Here is a 22,529-nt window from a genome sequence, read left to right on the forward strand (position 1 = left end):
CTATAATAATTTTAATTCCTGATGTCCTATTGTTCTTTTATTGATAACATCAATTTCTTCCCAAAATGTTCCAACTTTCAACACACCCATATATCGCCTTTCATCTTCATCCCATACCGATCCCGCATAGGCGTCATATTCTACAATCGCCCGTACTACATTTCCGGAAGCATCCTTTATTTTTTCTATCCTGTACATTTCAAAATAAAACTTATTAATCGGGTGATAATACAATACGCCTGTTTTATCAGCACCCTGAAACCAGGTAATCCACGAATCAGGATTACCTGTAAATATATCAACTAAACCCTGAAGAACCATCACACCTGAAGCTAAAGTATTCATTCTGTTTTTGAGGCCGGAAAGTTTACCGCCATTACGAAACACATGAAGCACTCTGTTCCATTTTAGATGGACTTTATTAGGTATGGCATATGCAAATCTTCCCTGACTATGATGATGATGTACCAATTTTTCCCCTTTGTAAGCTTTGGCTGTTTTGTTATATTGAATCCACTTATCATTCACAATTGGAGCATTGTATTTTACCTTTACAGCCAGGATTCCTTGTCTGTTGCTAAGTATATAGCTATTCAAAAAAATAGTTTTTTTTTAATTAATTCTAAATTATCCCAATTTCCAGCCATTGAATATAATCTGACTCAATTTGGTGATGCTCTTATATTTTTATCATTCTTAACTGTTTTTGTTGTACTTGCTCCAAAATTATGGGAGGCATTGATAGTAACTTCTCTTATATCATGCCTGTATTCCGGAATTTTAAAAAAGATATTTGCAGTTCCCAGACCTGCAGCGGTTTTTGATGTTACGAGCTTTGTGATTATCGGAAAAACATTGACAGGTCATAATAGTCTGCCTTCCGGGCACTCCGTTACTGTTTTCTCTACGCTCACCGTTTTATTGTTTGCTTTTATTCCTCAGAAATTCTGGCATAAAATCCTGTGGATTTTTTCTATAGTAACCGTTGGATTAGTGTTAATTTTTACCAGAGTGGGAGTGGGGGCACACTATCCGATTGATGTAATTGTTGGCGGTATTATCGGATATATTGCAGGGCTTACCGGAATTTTTATTACAAGAAAATATAAAGTCTGTAACTGGATCAATTGCAAAAAATATTATCCTGTTTTTATCATACTATTTATTGCATGTTGTATTTCCATATTCAACAAAATAATTCATGAAAATTTGATAATTTTTTATTTTGCATTCTTTAGCTTAGTATTTTCATTATATAAAACCGTTAGGATATATGTTCAAAAATGATATAAAACTTACTCATTTTGTTTTATTAATAAGCCTTCTCAATTTTCTGTTCTTTCATTATCCGTTTTTCACTTTTGTTTTTAATAATGTTGATTATACTAGCTTCAGCAGCATTTTAATGATTGTAAGTCTGGTCATTCTGATGCTCGTGGCCAACGCTTTTGTTTTTTACCTTTTTTGCTTTTTATCGCATATTTTCGGAAAATTATTATTGGTTATTACCTTTCTTATTAACGCTGTCGCTGTTTATTTTATTAACACCTACAATGTTATTATGGATGAAAGTATGGTAGGGAATATCCTCAATACCAACTATTCGGAATCCAGTAGCTTCTTTTCGTTTAAATTGGTATTATATATTCTTTTGCTGGGAGTCCTTCCAAGTATTTACATCATCAAAGCCAAAATTGTAAAGGAGACTTTAAAAAGATTTTCTATCACCGTTTTAGCTGCTCTTTCATTTATCCTTGTTGTGATATTTTTAAATGCAAGTAACTGGCTGTGGATTGACAAAAATTCAAAAACATTAGGCGGTCTTGCCATGCCCTGGTCTTACTCGGTAAATATTTCTCTTTTTTATATTCATAAAAGTCAAAAGAATAAAAAGGAAATCAGGCTGCCAGATGCTACAATAAAGGATAATGTTAAATCTGTTGTCATACTGGTGATCGGAGAATCAGCAAGAAGCGCAAATTTTTCTCTCTACGGATACAAAAAGGATACAAATCCATTGCTTTCCAAAATACCTGATGTAATGCATTTCAATGCGAATTCCAGTGCTACATACACAACGGCTGGTGTCAAAAGTATTCTGGAGTATAAAGATGTTGGTGATTTGTATGAAATTTTACCCAATTATCTGGACCGGAATAATGTCGAAGTGATCTGGAGAACAACTAACTGGGGTGAACCTCCCGTACATATTAAAAATTATCAGGATGGAAACTTTTTAGCGAAAACATGTAAAGGTGAAGGTTGTAATTATGATGAGATCCTTATAACAGATCTAAAAGAACAGATACTAGCCAGCAAAAAGAACAAAAATCTGATTATCCTGCATACAAGTACAAGTCACGGTCCATCGTACAGCAAAAAATATCCAGTGCAGTTTGAGGTTTTTAAGCCGGTCTGCAATAGCGTTGAGTTGGGGAAATGTTCGCAGACAGAACTTATTAATGCTTATGATAATACAATTGTTTATACCGACTACATTTTATCTAAAATCATTGAGGATTTGAAACAATTGAAAGAGTATAAGAGCGCTATGATCTTTGTATCTGATCATGGTGAATCCTTAGGTGAAAAGAATCTTTACATGCATGGATTACCCATGAGCATGGCCCCAAAAGAACAGTATGAAATTCCCTTTATCGTCTGGACTGACGGATCAAGACAACTTAAACCTAATAATATGTTGACTCAGCATCATGTATTTCACAGTGTGCTAAGTTTTTTAAACATACAAAGTCCTGTATTCGATGAAAAGATGAACATTTTTAAATAATCGGATAGAGCTTAAAAAGATTATCTTAAGAAAATGTAATTGATGAGTCGCTTATCAGGAAACCAATAGTTTGTCTGTTGCAATCTTGCTTAAGACAACAGGTTTGCCTTCCTGAATACGCACTGTCATGTTGCCATCAAATGCTTCTTTACTCAGCACATTTATTTCGGCTGTGAGATGGATATTTTTAGAATTGAGGTATTGTAAAAACTCCTGAGAGGAATCTCCGATTGCCATTAGTCTGACTACAGAGCCGGAAGCAATCTCTGTAAGTGATTTATATTTGGGGCTTACGACTTTTCCATTGATGTCCGGTATGGGAGAGCCGTGCGGATCAAATTTGGGAAATCCCAGTAATTCATCCATTTTATCAAAAAACTTGGTCGATTGTATATGTTCGATCTGTTCCGCAATCTCATGTACTTCTTCCCATCCGAAGCCCATCATTCTGGCAAGGAACATCTCGGTCAGCCTATGTTTACGCAGGATCATGGAAGCCTCTTTTTTACCCGGATCTGTCAGACGAATCGGTTTGTAGCTTTCATAATGTACAAGACCCTTTTCTGCAAATTTCTTGATCATACCATTGACAGTAGGCATCTTCAGATTGAGTCGCTTGCTCAGTTCATTGATACTGACCTCTCCGTGACTATTTTCAAGGGATAACATGGATTTGAGATAATTCTCTTCTGCAGCTGAATACATATCCAAAAATACAAAAAATATAAATATACCGAATATCATCATTGTTAGTTTTTGATAAAATATTTGTTAGTTTACACTAACTTTGTATATTTGCAATAACTAATATTTATGAAAGTGCAAATGAAAACAATTAAAATAAATCTTATGCTTGGCTTATGGAGTGTTGTTCAGCTCTCATTCGGGCAGAGCGGAACTGTAAGGGGTACAGTCAGGGATCAGCAGGGAAATCCAATGGATGCAGCAAGTGTGCGTATTCTCAAACAGGAGGGAGGAACATTAACAGATTCATCAGGAAATTTCCATCTCAAAAATATTCCCTTCGGTAACTGGCAACTGCAGGTTACATCTACCGGATTTAAACCTCAACTGGAAAAACTGACATTGAATAAGGATCATCCTGACGCCGATATTCAATTTGTACTTGGCCAGACAGATGCCACACTGGAAGAAGTCGTCGTGACCGGCACCATGCGCACTGTAAGACGATTGGACAGCCCTGTTCCGGTAGAAGTATTTACTCCGGCTTATTTTAAAAAAAATCCAACGCCCAGTCTTTTTGATGCAGTGGGTATGATTAACGGGGTCAAACCTCAGCTGAACTGTAATGTATGTAATACCGGTGATATCCACATCAATGGTATGGAAGGACCCTATACTATGATTCTGATCGACGGGATGCCTATTGTGAGTGCCTTATCCACTGTCTACGGTCTTAGCGGTATACCGAATAGTCTCGTCGAACGTCTGGAAGTAGTGAAAGGACCAGCTTCTTCTTTATATGGTTCTGAAGCGATGGGCGGTATTATCAATGTCATTACGAAAAATCCTTCGCATGCACCCCGCTTTACGCTGGATCTTTTCGGTACAACCTGGGGAGAGGGAAGCTTTGACGGAGGAACTTCTTTCAGAGCAGGGAAAGCTACTTCAATGCTAGGGGTTAATTATTACAATTTTCAGCAAAAAACAGATCATAATAAGGACAATTTCACAGATATGACCTTACAAAACAGAGTCTCGGTTTTCAACAAATGGAAGTTTGACAGAAAGGATAATAAACTGACCAGCATAGCTGCCCGATATGTCTACGAAGACCGGTGGGGAGGGGAGATGAACTGGAATAAATCCTACAGAGGAAGCAGTGAAGTCTATGGAGAAAGTATATATACCCGTCGGGCAGAAGTAATCGGAGTATATGAGTTGCCTGTGGCGGAGAAGATCACTACACAATTTTCGTACAACTGGCATGATCAGAATTCCTGGTACGGTGATTCTCCCTATATGGCCACACAGAAGGTCGGATTTGTACAGACCTATTGGGATAAAGAGATTATACCTGATCATAACTTTCTGTTAGGTGCTTCTTACCGTTATACCTGGTATGATGATAATACACCAGCTACCGCATCCAAAGACGGAGAGCATAATCAGCCAGCGACTACACCATTGCCGGGGTTATTTATTCAGGATGAGTGGAAAGTCAACGATAAGCATACCGTTTTGCTGGGATACCGCTTTGATCATGATCAGCATCACGGAAGTGTACATTCTCCGCGGATAGCCTACAAACTATCACCGGATAGCAAGCAGACTATACGTGCCAGTTTCGGAACAGGATTCCGAGTGGTCAATCTTTTTACAGAAGATCATGCCGCTCTTACAGGCGCCCGCGATGTGGTAATCGCTGAACAGTTGAATCCGGAACGGTCTTATAACAGTAATCTGAACTATAACCTGCGTGTGGCGGATGAAAACTTTTTTATGGGGCTGGATATTACCGGATTCTACTCTTACTTTACAAACAAAATTACAGGTGATTTTGATACGGATCCGAATAAGATTATTTACCAGAATCTGCGCGGACATGCAATTTCCAATGGTATTTCTGTCAATACAGACCTCAAATTCAATTTTCCTTTAAAAATCATGGCTGGTGTAACGCTGATGGATGTCTATCAACAAAAAAATGAAGCCGGACAAATGCAACGCGTACAGCAATTGCATGCCCCGAAATGGTCCGGTAATTTTATAGGCACTTATTCTCTACCTAAAGGCTACGTTGTAGATCTTACAGCCAACTGGACCGGGCCTATGCGCTTACCGATACAGCCTGATGATTATCGGCCTGAGTATTCGCCGTGGTTTTGTATTGCTAATATTCAGGCAACAAAGCTGCTGAAGAATGGTGTGGAAATCTATGGCGGAATAAAGAATCTGTTCAATTTTGTTCCGAAATATCCGCTGATGCGACCTTTTGATCCGTTTGATAAGACAGTAGATGATCCGGTGAATAATCCATATGGGTATACCTTTGATACAGAATATAACTATGCTTCCATGCAGGGGATACGTGGTTTTCTGGGAATACGTTATAATATATTTAAATAGATATAGATAAATGAATAACGGTTCTCTGTATAAAGTAGTTGTGTGTGCTTATGTGATGCTTTCATTGAGCGTGGAAGCGCAGTTGAAGCCTGTACCTGTTCAGGATATAACGGATAGTGTGCAGATAAATGGAAAACCAGTTGTCGTGTTGATCAGCACTGCGGACTGCGGATATTGCTATATGCAACAAAAACAATTGCAGAACAGTCCGGACATCCTACAGTTAATGACGAAGTTTAATTATGCCACTTTAGATGCCGGAACAAAAGAGAATATACTGTTTAATAAACAGCGTTATCGCTATAAAGCTCAGGAACATGTGCACGAACTGGCAGAATACTTAGGTCGGGATGAGAAGGGACGTTTGTCTTATCCCTGCTGGATTGTATTGAATAATAAATACGATATTATTTTCAGGTATCAGGGTTTATTAGCGCCTTCGGAACTGAATAAAATATTAGAAAAATCTGTAGAAATAAACTAATCGTAATACAATGGAATATGTACTGCACGTGTTGGAAAATGAAAGAAAACAACTTCGAAAAATACTGTACGAAGAAGATCTGATGAGAAGAAATATGAAAAAAGCTACTTTTGCAATGAAAAATATCAGAGATCTGGAGATTGCCATCAAGTTGCTGAAGCATAAATCAAAAAACTGACGGCACTATGAATACGACTATTTGTTTGAAAATAGAGGCCGAATGGCAGCATTTGACCGGATATGCCAATACAAATTTCCAGAGCGGAGCGTTTAAAGAGGCATTAAGGAGTTATCAGTTGGCACTCGATAAAGCAGTACAATTGACGAATGAAGAGAAATCATGTAGTTTTGCTGAAATTCCATATATTCAGATCTATATTATTTCCATTAACAATCTGGTGCACACATATGAAGAGCTGGGAGAGTATCTGAAGTGTAAGGAATTGCTGAAGCGTGTAGTGGATTACCTGCTCTATATCAGGCAAAATGAAACAACTGATCAGCTCGTCGCGGGACTGGAGTTAAGACGGGCACAGGGATATTATCATATGGTGATGAAGCGGTTGGATCAGCTATAAAAAAAGAAATAAAAAAATATAAGTCATACAATGGACGAATTAGTAAGTTATTTATCCGGTATAGATCCGGTATTGGCGGCTTTGTACGCCGGATTGTTCACCTGGGGAGTCACAGCCGCAGGAGCCGCACTGGTATATCTTTTTAAAGATGTCAACAAGAAGTTGCTCAATGGTATGCTGGGATTTACAGGCGGAGTAATGGTGGCCGCAAGTTTCTGGAGCCTGCTCAGCCCGGCTATAGAGATGAGCGAAGGGAGCGGATTTTCTAAAGTCGCTCCGGCAGCGATAGGTTTTGTATTGGGAGCATTATTTATATTCGGACTGGACAAGCTGATGCCTCATTTACACATTAACTTTAAGCAATCTGAAGGACCCAAGTCCTCTCTTCAGCGTACCACTTTGCTGACAATCGCTATCGCATTGCACAATATTCCGGAAGGATTAGCCGTGGGTGTGCTTTTCGGAGGAGTAGCTGCAGGCGTACCTGAAGCCAGTATAGGCGGAGCTGTGTTATTGGCTATGGGGATTGGTTTGCAGAATTTTCCGGAAGGAATAGCCGTCTCTATGCCACTGAGAAGAATGGGACTGTCCCGTTGGAAAAGTTTTACATACGGACAGCTGTCGGCCATTGTTGAGCCTGTATTTGCGGTATTGGGCGCTATGGCTGTAGGTTTTTTTATGCCTGTACTGCCCTATGCACTGTCATTCGCAGCAGGAGCTATGATCTTTGTCGTGATCGAGGAAGTGATACCGGAGACACAGCAGGAGCAACATTCGGATATTCCGATACTGGGATTCGTCATCGGATTTGTGATTATGATGATGCTGGATGTAGCGCTTTCCTGATGATTATATGTTGCTTATTTACAGTTGTTTACTAAGACGTCATCCGCTGTGAATATGGGGTGTTGTTTTGTCCGTTTTTTCAGAGGGTATTTGTTTCTGTAAACGTTCCTTTTGCAAGACGTATATGTGCCAGATGATGTTCAGCGTGCCAGGCATATATGCCAATATTGGTTTTTAATGAAATCAGCGCATTGGATTCCGGATGTCTGAATTGTTTTTCCAATTCTTCAGGTGCCATATTCTTTATCAGGACTGTCCATCTTTCATGAAGTCCTTCCAGAATCCTGACGGAGCACATAATATCCACTTTGCCTGAATCCGGCAATTCGGCCCACAGGTCTTCCGCATAAGGCTTGATAGTGGGTGTATCTTCTGTTAGTGCCAGTTTAAATCTGATCAGACTATTCATATGACTATCTGCACAATGATGCACCAATTGTCTTATTGTCCAGCCCCCGGGCCGGTAGCTTTGCTCCAGTTCCTGTTCCGACAAATCAACGACTTCTTCCTTTAATTTTTGAGGAAAGGATTCCAATATTTTTAGCCAGCCATCTATAATTTGCCGGTTTATATCTAAAGGCGGGACAAACTTCCCGATCGGATAGCGGAGTTTATCCATATGATGCTGCATATGTCATTAATATCTTATTTCTGTTCATAAATCAGTTGTACAACACCAGATTTGAATGTATTGGTCCGGATAAGATTCAGTTGTACACGATCTTTTAAATTTTCAAACAAAGGCTTGCCGCTTCCCAGTGCCACCGGATGTACAGAAATCCTATAGATATCGATCAGTCCCAGTTGTATAAACGACCGTATCAGGCTGGCTCCGCCATACAGCCAGATATCTTTTCCACCCTGCGCTTTGATCTCAGAGACCCTTTGTGCAACATCGGAAGGAATAAAAGTAGCATGCTCATCCGCTCTGGTCTGGCTGCTGAACACAAACTTTTGTTTGCTATGGATATCATTCCATAACTGCTTTTCTACAGGATCTGCACTTGTTTCCGGTTGATAATTGCCCCATGCATCATAACTGACACGACCATAAAATATGGTATCTATACCAGACATAAATCCGGCAAAGTCCATGTCTTCATCCATTATGCACCAATCGACTTCTCCGTTGGGACCTTCAATAAATCCGTCCAATGTAACTGCCAGATCTAAAATTATTTTCTTCATATTCATTAGCACGCTTAACATCCCATCGGGACACTTATATAAATGAGCTTGGTGACAGGTTTGCCGTTATCTTTGCGTTGTCCGCTTATACGCAATTGATATTGGCTGATCCCTACAGCACTCGGATACTCATTCGGAGATTTTATATTTTCAATCAATGCATACCAATCCTTGCCGCAATATTCTTTTGCAGCCCGTTTCAGATCTTCTATAGCTACATCCGGAAATTTTGTATAATCTGCTTCCGTATAGCTGTCACATATAAACTGTCCTTCTTCATTTTGCTTTAATGGCTTCCATTCGGAATAGAAATGTTTCCATTCCGTCAGGTCACAGTGAGGCCCCTCATTCATAATCGTGATACTCGTTTCATACCGCTGTTCAATTTTGATTCCTTTGAGTTGATTATCCGATATGCTGATAAGCTGCCCCTCTATTGTTTCACCCATTTCAGCTCCGATTTGCAAAGAATCCGTGTTTCGGATAGCTGTTGTAGCATCTTCTTCGTAGACGACCAGCCGGTTGACCGTAAGGGAGAATTCGCTGAACCGGATCCTGGTTGCTGTATCCGGGATGAGCTCTGCAGCAGGCTTTACTGTAGGACTGTCTGCGCTGTCCCTGATCATGCTGTGCTGCTGCGTTGTTTCCGTTTTGCCCGTTGAAGAGGGACTACAGGAACAGAGTATGTGGAGTACCGACAAGACAAGAATAGAAGGAAGTATGTTCATAATACTCATTTGGTATAAATATAACATTAATGCTTTGGTTTGGATGTGACAAAAATGAATTTCCCCAGTATGCAGTTCTTGGCGGAAATTTTAATAAATCTTTTTTGATGTCTCAACCTGATTTTCAACACCTGCTGTATTTCCTTTTGCGGATAGGGGGAATGTTGCAGGTATTGTGCTATTGCTGTGCACTAAATCGTTTTCGTGAACTGCGCAATCGGTTGTGCATTGGTTAGCTCTGTTGCTATGCCTACATTTACGTTGAATAAACTGTGAATATATTATAAACAAATTATCAAATTTTTATGAAAAGTAGGTTGCTATCAGAGCGGTACCAGCACAGGCTTTACTGGAAGCTTTTAATGTTGAGCCCGACACTCATTTTCGCCCTCCCGAATCAGTCCTTTGCGTCGAAGGTAAAGACTGAAACTAATTTTTATTCCGTAGCATCTCAATCTACTCTTTCCGGAACAGTAAAAGATGAAGGTGGTAATCCCTTATCAGGTGTGACGGTGACAGAGAAGGGGACGCAAAATTCTGCCTCGACAAATAATGAGGGTAAATTTGAGTTAAAGGTTACATCCGGTAGTGCGATACTGGTCTTCACCTTTATCGGATACGAGACTATAGAACTACCTGCTTCGGCAGTAGCTTCTGTAGTCATGAAATCAGCTAATGAAGCATTGGAAGAAGTCGTAATCGTGGGATACGGTGCGCAGAAGAAATCTGATCTAACAGGTAGTATTGCCACGGTATCTTCCAAATCATTAGAAAATATCAATTCACCTAATATCGTGGACAAACTGCAGGGTAAAGTATCCGGATTGAATATCAATACCGGTAATGCACGTCCCGGTACGACAGCATCGCTTTCTATCCGTGGTGAAAATTCGATTTCGGCATCAAATGATCCGTTGATTATATTAGACGGAATTCCTTTCAGTGGTTCACTGGGAGATATTGCTTCCAATACTATCGAAAACATATCGGTATTGAAAGACGCTTCTTCTACTGCCATATACGGATCCCGTGCCGCAAACGGGGTTATCCTGATTACGTCTAAAAAAGGTATGGCCGGTAAACCGCGCATGAGCTACAACGGATATTTCGGTGTACAAAATGTAGAGCGCAGACTTGATCTGATGAACGGAGCTGAATACATTCAGTTTATGCGTGATTATCAGATTTCGAAAGGTAAAACAGGGGATCAGTTGAATCCTGAAAACTATCTGTTTGCCAATGTATTGCAGCAATACAGAAAAGGAGAAGAAGTGGATTGGCAGAATGTGATCTTTAATGATAATGCTGCGGTTCACGAACATCAGTTGAGTTTCTCCGGAGGCAGTGATAAGTCAGACTATTATGCGTCAGTTGCTTATCTGAATCAGGACGGATTGGTAAAGAACACACCGTTTGAGCGATTTAATCTTAACCTTAACCTGAATCAGCACCTGACATCATGGTTGAAACTGGGACTTGCAGTACAGGCTTCACAGGGTAAACGTAACGGTGTACAGCCTTCTATCGATAATGCCGTAAAAATGAGTCCTTACGGAATCAACAGAGATGAGAATGGCAATATCGTGACCTATCCGATGTATGCGCAAACGTTGTATCCGCATCCTTTTGCAGACGAAAACGGTATTAATGATGACATCAAAAGAACTGTATATGCCAATACCTTTCTGGATATCAGACTGCCGGTCAAAGGTCTGAGTTTCAAAACTACTTTCGGAACCAATTATCAAAATCTGGAACAATCCTACTACTATGGCTCTAATACACTGAACGGCATGGGAGTAAGAGGTAAAGGTGAAATCTATAACAACAATAAGTATGACTGGACCTGGGAAAATCTCCTGACTTATGACCGGTCTTTTGGAGATCATAAACTGAATATCGTAGGATTATATTCTGCATCAGAGTCTCAGGAAAAATGGTCCCGTCTGTATGGGGAAGATTTTGTAGCAGATGTAGGTTATAACAATCTGGGATCAGCTGCCAAAAACCAGAAGATAACTTCTGGTCTGACTAATACAGCACTTATATCGTATATGGGAAGGATCAATTATGGCTATAAAGAGCGTTATCTATTGACATTGACAGGCCGTTCGGATGGTTATTCTGCATTTTCTAAAAATGATAAATATGCGTTTTTCCCGTCTGTAGCAGGTGCCTGGGTAATCTCCAAAGAAGATTTCTTTACCTCAGAACTGATCAATACCTTAAAACTGAGAGCTTCCTACGGTAAAAACGGTAATCAGGCTGTAAGTCCTTACCAAACATACAATCGCTTATCCAAAATAGATTATCTGTTTGGTGATGGAGCTACTGTATCAAATGGACTTATTATGAATTACAACGGAAGAGGAAGTACAAACCTGAAATGGGAGACGACCAACTCTTTAAATGTAGGTGTGGATTTTGGTGTCTGGAATGATCGTATCAGTGGTAATATAGACTTCTACAAGGCTAAGACTTCAGATTTGCTGATGAGTCGTCAGGTACCCGTCATGAATGGATACAATACCATTATGAGTAATATCGGACAGACTGAAAATGTGGGTATAGAGGTAGGTCTGAATACTAAAAACATTGTAAAAGATGATTTTACATGGTCATCCAGTATTAATTTTGCCTATAACAAAAATAAGATTGTAGAGTTACGAGGCGATGGTAAAGATGATCTGACGAATGCGTGGCTGATCGGTCAGCCTATTCGTGTATTCTACGATTATAAAGTGATAGGGGTATGGCAGAAAGAAGATGATATTGCGAATTCACATCAGCCGGCTGCAAAACCGGGAGATGCGAAACTGGCGGATATCAACGGCGATGGTAAGATCACAGCTGCTGACCGTACGGTAATGGGTAATAAAGTACCGGTATACACACTGGGCTTTGGAAATGAATTTACGTATAAAAAATTCTCTCTTTCCGTATTTATGAACGGTGCATTTGATGTAACGAAAGAAGACAATTTCAAAAATATCGAGCGTTTCCTGCCTAATAACGGGGCTAACTACCTGGCAGATATGGCGTACTGGACTCCTGAGCGTCCGAGTAATGATATTCCTTCTCCGGGATACACACCGGTGAATAACCACAGCTACTATCTGAATGCTTCATACTGGAGAATCCGTGATGTATCCTTAGGATATACCTTTAGCGGTGAGCGTTTGGAGAGACTTAATATCGGATCGATAAGAGCATTTATCAATGGACGCAATCTGTATACCTTCACCAATGTGAAAGGATTCAATCCGGAAGCATTAAATGTGAGCACCGTTACAGGAAATCCGACCAATACCAATATCCTGTCTCCATATCCATCTGCGAGAACTTTCTCACTGGGTGTCAATGTACAATTTTAACGGTTTAGATCATGAAAGCAATTAAGAATATAACATATTTACTATTAGCTACAGCAACACTTTCAGGTTGTAGTAAAGATTTTTTGGATGAAGATACGAGCGGGTTTCAGGCTCCTGACAATACATATACCACCACAAATGGTTTTGAAACCGGTCTGACGGGTTTATATGCTTTTGCCAGACTGGAGTTTCAGACCTGGACTAATGATTTCTTTACCCAGGGTGCTACACCTCAGGAATCCCTGCAGGTAGGTACAGATATTGTCGCTATTAAGACGACAGGTACAGACGCTACCCTGGCTCCGTTTTCCAACTATACCCTCAATCCGGCTTCCAGTTATGTACGTAATTACTGGAGATTCAGCTACGGACTGATCGGAAATTCTAATCTGATCCTGTCTGCACTGGACAACCCGGATATCAAATGGACAGATCCGGTCAATGATCCGAAGAGAGTGCGTGCTACTGCAGATTTCTTCAGAGCTTACGGATACCGTTATCTGGTAAGTCTGTACGGAGACGTGCCATGGGTGGATAAAGTATCAGAAACACCGAGAACAGATTTTACAAGAACTCCGAAAGCGGAGGTACTGCAGCACATGATTACGGATCTGCGCTATGCATCTGAAAATCTTCCGGACAATCCGAATACAGTCGCAGACGGTAAACTGACGAAATGGGCAGCTCTTCATTACCTTGCTGAAGCATATTTATGGGCAAATAAACCGGACTCTGCTATTATTGCGGCCAATGCCGTTATCAACTCAGGTTACTTTAAACTGAATGATCAACGATTCGGAGTAGAAAAAGATAATGCCGGAGATTATTTTCATGATATGTTTATCGAAAAAAATCAAAACCGTAAATCAGGAAATCAGGAAACCATCTGGGCTATGCAGTTAGAATACAATAGCCAGGGAGGTGGAGATCTGTATACAGACTGGAGCAAACGTGCCTGGGTACCGTTTTACTCGCAACAGACAGGTTTTGTATTAGCTGATTCATTAGGCGGTCGTGGTCTGGGACATATTCGTCCGTTTGACTGGTGGCTGAATGGTTATGAAGCGCAGGATGTTCGTAATTCTAAGTATAATATCAAAAGAGACTGGTATCACAACGATCCGAAAAGCCCGTTGTTTGGTACTAAACTCAATATTACACAAGAAATCAAAGAATCAGGTAACGTCTTTGCCACAACAACCAAGTTCTTCTATGGAAAGACTGCAGAGAATCCGGCATTTGAAGGTAATATGAAAGACCGTGTAAAAGTGCGCCTTGCAGAGACATACCTTTTACTGGCTGAAGCGTATCTGCAGAAGAGTAATCCGGGATTAGCTGCTGATGCCATCAATGTGGTCAGAGCAAGAGCAAAAGCTACACCGGCCTCCGCTGCACAGGTTAACATAGACTACCTTCTGGATGAAAGAGCAAGAGAACTGTTAGGTGAAGAAATGAGAAGAATTACACTTTCCAGATTTGGAAGAGAAGTCTTTTTGAGAAGAGTGAAAGAATTAAATACACAGTCAAAAGCAGCAATTAAAGAAGGAAATGAGCTATGGCCAATTCCTCAGGAAGTAATTGATGCGAACTCTGATGCTGTCTTTCCTCAGAATCAAGGCTATAATTAATAGAACAAACCGTACACAATACAGGAGTCCGTTAGTAAGTACTAACGGGCTCTTTTTTTTGTTTACAGGGCCGGCTGTAGGAAACAGGGGGCATAAGAATCAGATATATCCGAAAGTCTGATCCGCAGATATTCCATTTATAATTTGATCACTCCGCATCTTCTATGTATTCAAGAATGTCTGCAGGCTGGCAATTGAGTGCTTTGCAGATGGCCTCTAATGTGCTGAAACGTATGGCTTTGGCTTTTCCTGTTTTGAGAATGGAAAGGTTAGAAAGCGTTAATTCTACTTTATCTGAAAGCTCGTTGAGCGACATTTTCCGCTTGGCCATCATAACATCTAAGTTTACAATGATCGGCATAGTTATATCGTAAGATCGTTTTCGGTTTGTAAATCAACTCCTTTTTTAAAAATCGTCCCGATAATATAGACTACAGCTCCCATCAGAATAAAGGCTTCGCCATCCGTCCAGAATTGATTTAAGTTGCCGGCAATACTATCATGCTGCACTAATCTTTTGGTGATTTGTCCGCCAATGTAGATCACTAGTCCTGTGGAAAGCGTATAATAACTAATCAATAGAATCTGGCGGGAAACTAAACTGTTGAATGGTTTTGTTAAATCTATCTTATGCATGAGTTCCAGGAGTATATAAAACAGACTTGTCTTTAAGTAACAAATAGTTAAAATAAAGCCGTAGATTCCATAGAAACCGAATTTATTCTCTTTATACATCATCGTTAAGTCCAGCTTTTGATAAAGTTTGGGGACAAATTCGGGCTTGAAAATGCTGAAAAGAAAATTTACAAATAAGCCTATCATTTCAATGAACAAGCCGATAAAAATTATCCATGTAACAATGTACAAGGCTTTAAATACGAAGTTGTTTGCTTTTGACATAACCTTTAAGTTTATAATAATAGGATAAATGTAATAAATAATTATTGATAAACAATAAATTTTGATTTTAATTCAGTAAAATTTTATTTTTTATTGTTTGCCTTTTTAATATAGTAACCGCCTTCAAAACATTTAAAATATTTCCTAATTTCGTTGTATGATTACATTTCCTAATGCGAAGATCAATATAGGTTTGCACATCGTAGAAAAACGTGCTGATGGGTATCATAATCTGGAAACCGTATTTTACCCTTTGCCCGTATATGATGTTCTGGAGTTTGTGGAAGCAAAAGAGAAAACAGCATTGCATGCTTCAGGAATTCATATCCCGGAAGGAGGTACAAATCTTTGTCTGAAAGCACTGGATCTTCTGAAGGAGAATTTTCAACTTCCGGAGCTTGATATTTATTTACATAAGCATATTCCGATCGGAGCCGGATTGGGTGGTGGATCTGCAGATGCTGCTTTTTTCCTCAAATCTGTAAATGATAGCTTTCAACTAAAGTTAACAACGGAACAGTTGTGTGCGTATGCAGCCAGGTTAGGGGCAGACTGTCCGTTTTTTATCGAAAACAAGCCCGTCTACGCTTATGATACCGGGACTTCCTTTGAACCGGTAGAACTGGATCTGAGTTCGTATTATATCGTCATGATAAAGCCTGATATCCATATTTCCACTGCTGAGGCTTATGCTAATGTTTCTCCGCAGGTATCCGATATCAATCTCAAAGAAGCGGTACGACTTCCGGTGCAGGAATGGAAATTTTTGATCGGAAACGATTTTGAAGACGGTCTGTTTGAAAGATACCCGTTAATAAAATCCCTGAAAGAAGCGTGTTATGAGTCGGGAGCAATCTATGCCTCTATGTCCGGTTCAGGGTCAGCGGTATATGCAATTTTCAAAGAGAAGGTTAATGTAGATCATCTGCAGCAATTCGGAAAGGTGTATTACCCGACCATATTGTAATATCAACGCTTGAAATTAAAATTTCTGCTGCAAAGATATTTATATAAACTTCATCAGGATAAGGGTTTTATCGTCCAGGAGCTGCAGACGTAAATAATAAAGTCTGCAGCTCCTGTAAGAATTGATTTTTTTATTGTCTTATTTTTCTGAATTTCAGAGTGTTATTACTTATATTGTTCAGCAAGCATTACTTTTTCCTGTTTAATATTGTTTTTAAAATCTAAGGTTGTCATACCCAGTTTTTGTCGATGATAGTAGAAGTAAAAGTCAAAAGAACCTCCTACAATTCCCTTGCCAGGTATATAGATAAACCGATCAATTCCCTGTTCCCAATTTATATTATCACTGATTTCATTCCAGGGTTGAAAAGTCCAAAACTGGTATGCATCTCTTCCTTTAATATGTGATTTCTTTGATAGATAAAAACGTTCAATATTATTATTAATTAAATGTTTAGGATTTGAACGTGGGCCAATTGGCAGGTCAGTATAATTATAAAAGTTTTTGTATACATTTTGCATATCTTTTACTGTAATTAATGCCTGATTAATGTCAATCACACTTTTGGGGATATTAAACTCATTAGGAAAATCTGTAATATAAAATATCTGTAGAGTTCCAATTGCAGATTTAAAATACTTATCTCCTTTTTTTAGAATAATACCATAGTTTTCAGGTGTTTTTAGTCGATTTTCATAATAAAGAAATCTCCCTCCAATTGTTAAAAGTTTGTCAAAACTTAGTAAATTAAAGTGGTCTGGGAATTTGTCAAATGAAACCCATTGTTCACTTGAATTTAATGTAGGAAAGACGGTAAATAAGAATACGTAGTTAGTTCTGTTTCTTATAAGCTCAGGATTTTCTTTGGAGTCTTCTATATACTTCGGTATTACATTAAATAGATAGACAGAATCATTAGTTCCATAGAGATCATGAGTAGATAAAGAAAAACGGCTTACGGAGTACTCTTCTGCTACTGAATCAAGGTCTATTAAAAAGTTGGTCTGTTGAGCCAGTGCCGTAACGGAGAATAAACTTATAAAGATACTAATCAGGACATTTTTGACTACTACTGTTTTGTGTTGCATTTTTTTACTCCTTAAAAATACTTTTATGTAAGAATACTCAGATTTTATAGGAAGAAAAATTAGAGTATTCTTACCATATTTACTGATTAATCGTAGTGAACTCGTCCCACATAATTTTTAATATAAACTTCCGGATATATATTAATATTTCCCTCTAATTCTTCTCCGGAAAAATGTAAAAGATTTAACCGGTCGTTTGGAAGAATAACAGATTTGCAGCCGTTAATATATTGTATGTCAATATGTATAGGGATGAGTACAGATTCGTTATTGGTATCAATTTTAACGATGTCCTTATATACACTTTTAAAATCTAATTTGTCTTTTATTCTAAATATTTCATTTACAAATTGTGGAAATGCACTATCTGAAAATTTAATATGATCTATATCTCCATTATTTTTAAACTGGACAAACATCATTGTAAAAATAGGGATGCAACGTTTAGCTAACTGGTTGGGATATTTGAAATTTGTGTTAAGACTGTTATAAAAACTGTCGAATCCCTCATGTTTCGTAATATTTTGAGCAGATGTATTAGTATATATAAATATCATTACTGTTGTAATGATACTTTTTATGTTAAAAATTAAAATGTGTTTCATGCAAGTAATTTAAACTGTTTAGAAAGAATTTGCAGGATCAATCAGATATAAGGTTTTGTATAGATAATAATTGCCTGAAATTGGCTGTCCTTGAAAAAGATAAAGCTTTTTTAGTGATTCTTCATTCACAATTGATAAACACCCGTTATCACCTTTCTGGTCTGCATCAATCTGTATAGGTATCAAAATATTTCTGTTTTCCTTATTGTTATTACTTACGGCTTTATATATACTTTTAAAATCTAGCTTATCTTTTATTCTGAGCATTTCGTTCACAAATGGAGGGAGAGCACTATCCGAAAATTTTATGGCTGTTACATTGCCATCAGTTGAAAAATGAATAAACATAAGTGTCAATGTGGGGATACATTTGTTATCCAGTTCTGACGGATATTTGAAATTTAGAACAAAGCTCCGTTTAAATTCTGCAAAATTTGAATCTTTATTCTGTTGTTGGGCATAGCTTCCTTCTAAAAATAGGAGAATAGCAAATAATGATAGAATAATTCCTTTCATAAACTCAACGGTTACTATATTAATAGTTGGGTATCCCAACAAAATTTTTGAAATAAATTCCCGGATACATAAAATAATTACCCGTTAATCTTTCTCCTGAAAACTTAAATAAATCTACTATGTCCTGCGGTATGATAGTAGATTTGCATCCTCCTATCTGTTCAATATCAATATGTATAGGAATTAATACAACATCATTATTTCTGTTTCTATCAACCAGATCATTATAAATGCTTTTAAAGTTCAAATTATTTTTTATTCTAATAACTTCACTTACAAATTGTGGAAATGCACTATCTGAAAATTGTATTGAATCTATATTTCCTTTTTTTCCAAACTTGATCATCATTATGGTATATACTGGAATACACCTCTTGGACAACTGTTGAGGATATTTAAAATAGGTGTTAAAGCTCTTGTAAAATGCTTCGTAACCTTTGTAATCATTATTTTTTTGAGCTGAAACAAAAGTGTTTAAAAAAGTAAGTGTAAAGAATAGTAAGATTATATTTTTCATAAAGAATAGAGTTGTTGAAATAAATACTTTTGTTTTCCTTAGTTTAATACAACTGCATTGATAATATAAAGACTAGAGTATAAGTAATAATTTCCTGATATAGGCTTTCCTGAGAAATTATAGAGATTTTTAAGATCCGAAGCTATGATATTAGATTCACATCCTAAAGGACCGGTTTTTTCAGATTCTATAAATATGGGAATAACAACTACTTTATTCTCTTGATTTATATTAATAATATCATTAAATACACTTTTAAAGTCTATTTTATCTTTTACTTTAAAAAACTCATTCTTAAATTGGTCAAGTACACTATCTGAAAACTCAATTAAGTCAACACTTCCATCACTACGAAATGTAACCATCATCAAAGTTACAGTTGAAATACATCTATCTTCTAATTGAAAAGGATATTTAAAATTTTTAGAAAAACTGCGATTAAACTCAGCAAAACCAGGATTAGGGTCCTTTTGTTGAGAAACTGCATAATCTATTAGAAGGGTCATTGCAAGTAAGAATATGATTGCTTTTTTCATTTTTTTTCTTTATAATATTGCTATTTCTTACAATTAGTGCTAAGCCAAAAAATAGGTCTATTTCTTGACAGGATCGGCCTATTAATGATGTTAAGATATATGATGAAACGCTATTACTTATATTGTTCAGCAAGCATTACTTTTTCCTGTTTAATATTGTTTTTAAAATCTAAGGTTGTCATACCCAGTTTTTGTCGATGATAGTAGAAGTAAAAGTCAAAAGAACCTCCTACAATTCCCTTGTCAGGTATATAGATAAACCGATCAATTCCCTGCTCCCAACTTTCTCCGTGACTTACTCCATATCTGGGCTTGAAGGTCCAAAACTGATACGCATCCATATTCTTAATCCTAAATTTCCTTGACAGATAAAAACGCTCTAATCCCATATTATCAAAGTCTTCTGGGTAAACATTTGGAATTATCGGTAAATCTCTCCCTTTATAATTTGTTTCATATATTTTCTCCATATCTTTTATCGATATTGGTTGTTGATTAATATTAATTACGTTTGCAGGAACATTAAAAGCACTTGGATAATTATTCAGATAAAATGTCTGCATATAAGATATGTTTGATTTGTAATATTTCTGGCCTTTCTTTATAAGTATTCCATACCGATCAGGCATTTTTGGCTCATTTTTTAATTCAATATTTGATGGTCCATCTGCTAAAAGCTGATTAAAACTTAGAATATTAATATTATGAGGGAATTTTTCATATGTTGTCCATTGTTCATCCGAATTTAATGTTGGGAAGACAGCAAACAAGAAGAGATATTTTATTCTATCCTTTGCAAATTCAGGATTCTCTCTGGGATTTTCTATATATTTTGGCATTATATTAAAAAGATAGACAGAATCATTAGTGCCATAAATGTCACGAGTAGATAAAGAAAAACGGCTTACGGAGTACTCTTCTGCTATTGAATCAAGGTCTATTAAAAAGTTGGTCTGTTGAGCCAGTGCTGTAACGGAGAATAAACTTATAAAGATACTAATCAGGACATTTTTGACCACTTCTGTTTTGTGTTGCATTTTTCTCATTTTGATTAATTTGTAATTCTGTATTATTTATTTCCACTATTCCTATATTCCTAGTTTTGCCAAAGCTTCAGCTTTTTCTGGAGGGAAGCTCGGATTAAAGCTCAAAATTGCCTGTTTAATTGTATACATAATATTAATCATATCAGAATGATTTTGAACTGCTTTATACTTTGTAACTCCCGCTACATTATAAGGATGAATAGTGGGATAACGAAGACCAAAATTTTGCGGATCAGCTTTTTCTTCTGCAAAAAAGAAAGCGTGAATCATTTCGTGGTACATAGTGGCTAGAATATATTCCTGTGTTGCATTCCTTAATAATGTAGAGTCCAAACTTACAGTATATTGCTGTTGCGTAGCTCTTCGGTTTCCAATGTAAGCTTTTCCATCTATGTTAGGATTTTTAAAATCGTATGCATTGAAATTGACATTATATTTATCACCGTCAAATAGTTGATTCATTCTTGCTGCAATATCGGTTTTCAAATTTGGCAGAAGCTTTAATATATTTTTTGCACATGGATAATCATCTAAGTCGTCTGTGACTTTATCTTCTTCCTTTTGTTCGCCTGTATCAACACCACCGCCTATTGGTGGATTTGTCGGGTAATAGTCACCCGGATTGGGTGGTGGATCATCATAAATTCCACCGTCTCCGTCATCAATTTCATCCGTATCTGTACAGGAGATCTGATTGAGCTGTCCGTTCACATAAGCATATACACATTTCTTTCCTGCTGCCATTTTGACTAAAGAGCCCATATTCCTATTATACTTTTCAATAGCAGTTACATGCTTCTGATCCAAATTTCTAATATTTTCACCCTTACTAAAGGTAGCTATTTTTGTGCTGTTTGACAGAATAGATGAAGAGATAATCGTTCCTGAAAAGGCTTTCTTTGTTTCTACAGGAATAAAAGTCAGCAGCAAATATCTCCATTCTTTGCTACTGTTTTTGAATGCTTTGATCCATACCTGATCCTGTAGTGAAATCACGGTGTCCCCGAGTGGATATGAAAGCTCATCCAATACATTTACCTTGATGTAAGCCGTATCCGTACTTTTCCATATAATCCTGCTCCATTTAATAGAAGTTCTAAAGTTTGGATTCAGAAAGTAGATATCCTTTTCATTGTATCCGGTTTTTTGTTCAAAATCCAGTTTAAGAGATTGTGAGTTTTCTGTTTGAGGATTTAATTCCAGTTGCTGATCTTGTCTACACCCATACAGACAGGCCAGGAAACTAAAAATGAGTACTAATTTAGTTTTCATAATTAAACAGGTTTTTAATAGTTATCATCAAATGTATCTTTATTAAATTGAAATAAAAAAAATATCGACAAATATCTTATAACCTCAGGTTATAATTATGAAATTTTTCCTGAAAATGAGGGTGATACGATGAAAGAGTTCTTTATAGCTTTTAAATGGAATACGAATAGCTGATAATGCCTATTTAGGAGTAAAAATATTTGTAAACTACGAAATTCAATAGAAGTTGGTATTATCAACTTATACAATGGCATATTCTTGCCAACTAAGAAAGTGTATGATATTGAACGCCGTTTTTCTCTCCTTTTAAGGAGAGTTCCCGATAAAATAGGATAGAGGTTGAAAAATGAATTATAGAATATTCATACAAGGTAC

At 37.5% G+C, this 22,529-nt stretch carries 24 protein-coding genes; 10 read left to right on the forward strand and 14 right to left on the reverse strand.

The window, feature by feature from the left end:
• Nucleotides 1–597: a hypothetical protein gene (locus tag HMPREF0766_RS06040; RefSeq protein WP_236590525.1), complete on the reverse strand. Its 597-nt coding sequence runs from the start codon at nt 595–597 to the stop codon at nt 1–3.
• Here HMPREF0766_RS06040 and HMPREF0766_RS06045 point away from each other — a divergent pair.
• Entirely contained in the window at nt 568–1,287 is a 720-nt protein-coding gene (locus HMPREF0766_RS06045) for a phosphatase PAP2 family protein (protein WP_002994629.1), read from the forward strand. The two genes, HMPREF0766_RS06040 and HMPREF0766_RS06045, sit on opposite strands and share 30 nt — an antisense overlap.
• Nucleotides 1,274–2,791, forward strand: a complete 1,518-nt coding sequence (gene eptA / locus HMPREF0766_RS06050; protein ID WP_002994630.1) for a phosphoethanolamine--lipid A transferase EptA — start codon at nt 1,274–1,276, stop codon at nt 2,789–2,791. The genes HMPREF0766_RS06045 and eptA overlap by 14 nt, the downstream gene beginning before the upstream one ends.
• 54 nt (nt 2,792–2,845) lie before the next feature.
• On the opposite strand, the gene HMPREF0766_RS06055 is transcribed toward eptA, so the two are convergent.
• Nucleotides 2,846–3,496, reverse strand: a complete 651-nt coding sequence (locus HMPREF0766_RS06055; protein WP_236590524.1) for a metal-dependent transcriptional regulator — start codon at nt 3,494–3,496, stop codon at nt 2,846–2,848.
• Nucleotides 3,497–3,616: 120 nt separating this feature from the next.
• Here HMPREF0766_RS06055 and HMPREF0766_RS06060 point away from each other — a divergent pair, with 120 nt between their 5' ends.
• From HMPREF0766_RS06060 to HMPREF0766_RS06075, 5 genes are read left to right on the forward strand one after another with little or no spacing between them, the layout of a single operon-like run.
• Nucleotides 3,617–5,881, forward strand: a complete 2,265-nt coding sequence (locus HMPREF0766_RS06060) for a TonB-dependent receptor (protein WP_115388710.1) — start codon at nt 3,617–3,619, stop codon at nt 5,879–5,881.
• Between the two features lie 10 nt (nt 5,882–5,891).
• Nucleotides 5,892–6,365, forward strand: a complete 474-nt coding sequence (locus HMPREF0766_RS06065; protein ID WP_002994633.1) for a thioredoxin fold domain-containing protein — start codon at nt 5,892–5,894, stop codon at nt 6,363–6,365.
• Between the two features lie 10 nt (nt 6,366–6,375).
• Nucleotides 6,376–6,543: a hypothetical protein gene (locus HMPREF0766_RS22360; protein WP_002994634.1), complete on the forward strand. Its 168-nt coding sequence runs from the start codon at nt 6,376–6,378 to the stop codon at nt 6,541–6,543.
• 7 nt (nt 6,544–6,550) lie between these two features.
• A complete protein-coding gene (locus tag HMPREF0766_RS06070) occupies nt 6,551–6,943 on the forward strand; it encodes a hypothetical protein (protein ID WP_002994635.1) in 393 nt (130 codons plus the stop codon).
• A gap of 30 nt (nt 6,944–6,973) precedes the next feature.
• On the forward strand, nt 6,974–7,789 hold the full coding sequence (locus tag HMPREF0766_RS06075; RefSeq protein WP_002994636.1) for a ZIP family metal transporter: 816 nt from the start codon (nt 6,974–6,976) through the stop codon (nt 7,787–7,789).
• Between the two features lie 79 nt (nt 7,790–7,868).
• Here HMPREF0766_RS06075 and HMPREF0766_RS06080 read toward each other — a convergent pair whose 3' ends face one another.
• From HMPREF0766_RS06080 to HMPREF0766_RS06090, 3 genes are read right to left on the reverse strand one after another with little or no spacing between them, the layout of a single operon-like run.
• Entirely contained in the window at nt 7,869–8,420 is a 552-nt protein-coding gene (locus tag HMPREF0766_RS06080) for a YfiT family bacillithiol transferase (protein WP_002994637.1), read from the reverse strand.
• Nucleotides 8,421–8,434: 14 nt separating this feature from the next.
• Nucleotides 8,435–8,977, reverse strand: a complete 543-nt coding sequence (locus tag HMPREF0766_RS06085; RefSeq protein WP_172462537.1) for a dihydrofolate reductase family protein — start codon at nt 8,975–8,977, stop codon at nt 8,435–8,437.
• A gap of 14 nt (nt 8,978–8,991) precedes the next feature.
• On the reverse strand, nt 8,992–9,705 hold the full coding sequence (locus HMPREF0766_RS06090) for a hypothetical protein (RefSeq protein ID WP_248676711.1): 714 nt from the start codon (nt 9,703–9,705) through the stop codon (nt 8,992–8,994).
• Nucleotides 9,706–10,010: 305 nt separating this feature from the next.
• On the opposite strand from HMPREF0766_RS06090, the gene HMPREF0766_RS06095 reads away from it, so the two are divergent.
• Together HMPREF0766_RS06095 and HMPREF0766_RS06100 are read left to right on the forward strand one after the other, a co-directional pair.
• Nucleotides 10,011–13,079 (forward strand): SusC/RagA family TonB-linked outer membrane protein, encoded by a 3,069-nt coding sequence (locus HMPREF0766_RS06095; RefSeq protein ID WP_002994643.1) that lies wholly within the window; start codon nt 10,011–10,013, stop codon nt 13,077–13,079.
• Between the two features lie 11 nt (nt 13,080–13,090).
• Nucleotides 13,091–14,707, forward strand: a complete 1,617-nt coding sequence (locus HMPREF0766_RS06100; protein WP_002994644.1) for a RagB/SusD family nutrient uptake outer membrane protein — start codon at nt 13,091–13,093, stop codon at nt 14,705–14,707.
• Nucleotides 14,708–14,855: 148 nt separating this feature from the next.
• Here the strand turns inward: HMPREF0766_RS06100 and HMPREF0766_RS06105 are convergent, their stop codons facing one another.
• Complete coding sequence (locus HMPREF0766_RS06105) at nt 14,856–15,068, reverse strand: helix-turn-helix domain-containing protein (protein WP_002994645.1); 213 nt, start codon at nt 15,066–15,068, stop codon at nt 14,856–14,858.
• A gap of 2 nt (nt 15,069–15,070) precedes the next feature.
• Nucleotides 15,071–15,607, reverse strand: coding sequence for a DUF2975 domain-containing protein (locus tag HMPREF0766_RS06110; RefSeq protein ID WP_002994646.1), 537 nt, complete (start codon nt 15,605–15,607; stop codon nt 15,071–15,073).
• Between the two features lie 157 nt (nt 15,608–15,764).
• On the opposite strand from HMPREF0766_RS06110, the gene ispE reads away from it, so the two are divergent.
• On the forward strand, nt 15,765–16,574 hold the full coding sequence (gene ispE, locus HMPREF0766_RS06115) for a 4-(cytidine 5'-diphospho)-2-C-methyl-D-erythritol kinase (RefSeq protein WP_002994647.1): 810 nt from the start codon (nt 15,765–15,767) through the stop codon (nt 16,572–16,574).
• 164 nt (nt 16,575–16,738) lie between these two features.
• Here ispE and HMPREF0766_RS06120 read toward each other — a convergent pair whose 3' ends face one another.
• The 7 genes from HMPREF0766_RS06120 to HMPREF0766_RS06150 all read right to left on the reverse strand — a co-directional run bounded on the left by HMPREF0766_RS06120 (nt 16,739) and on the right by HMPREF0766_RS06150 (nt 22,154).
• Nucleotides 16,739–17,662, reverse strand: a complete 924-nt coding sequence (locus HMPREF0766_RS06120) for a hypothetical protein (protein ID WP_002994650.1) — start codon at nt 17,660–17,662, stop codon at nt 16,739–16,741.
• A gap of 86 nt (nt 17,663–17,748) precedes the next feature.
• Nucleotides 17,749–18,267 (reverse strand): hypothetical protein, encoded by a 519-nt coding sequence (locus HMPREF0766_RS06125; RefSeq protein WP_002994652.1) that lies wholly within the window; start codon nt 18,265–18,267, stop codon nt 17,749–17,751.
• Between the two features lie 18 nt (nt 18,268–18,285).
• On the reverse strand, nt 18,286–18,783 hold the full coding sequence (locus tag HMPREF0766_RS06130) for a hypothetical protein (RefSeq protein ID WP_002994654.1): 498 nt from the start codon (nt 18,781–18,783) through the stop codon (nt 18,286–18,288).
• A 19-nt stretch (nt 18,784–18,802) separates the two neighbouring features.
• Nucleotides 18,803–19,300: a hypothetical protein gene (locus tag HMPREF0766_RS06135; protein WP_002994656.1), complete on the reverse strand. Its 498-nt coding sequence runs from the start codon at nt 19,298–19,300 to the stop codon at nt 18,803–18,805.
• A gap of 38 nt (nt 19,301–19,338) precedes the next feature.
• Nucleotides 19,339–19,836 (reverse strand): hypothetical protein, encoded by a 498-nt coding sequence (locus HMPREF0766_RS06140; protein WP_002994658.1) that lies wholly within the window; start codon nt 19,834–19,836, stop codon nt 19,339–19,341.
• A gap of 113 nt (nt 19,837–19,949) precedes the next feature.
• Nucleotides 19,950–20,882 carry a hypothetical protein gene (locus tag HMPREF0766_RS06145; RefSeq protein WP_002994659.1) on the reverse strand — a complete coding sequence of 311 codons (933 nt, stop codon included), beginning with the start codon at nt 20,880–20,882 and terminating at the stop codon, nt 19,950–19,952.
• 42 nt (nt 20,883–20,924) lie between these two features.
• Nucleotides 20,925–22,154 (reverse strand): hypothetical protein, encoded by a 1,230-nt coding sequence (locus HMPREF0766_RS06150; protein WP_002994660.1) that lies wholly within the window; start codon nt 22,152–22,154, stop codon nt 20,925–20,927.
• Nucleotides 22,155–22,529 lie beyond the last annotated feature (375 nt).

The sequence above is a fragment of the Sphingobacterium spiritivorum ATCC 33861 genome (assembly GCF_000143765.1).
GTDB classification, from domain to species: Bacteria; Bacteroidota; Bacteroidia; order Sphingobacteriales; family Sphingobacteriaceae; genus Sphingobacterium; species Sphingobacterium spiritivorum.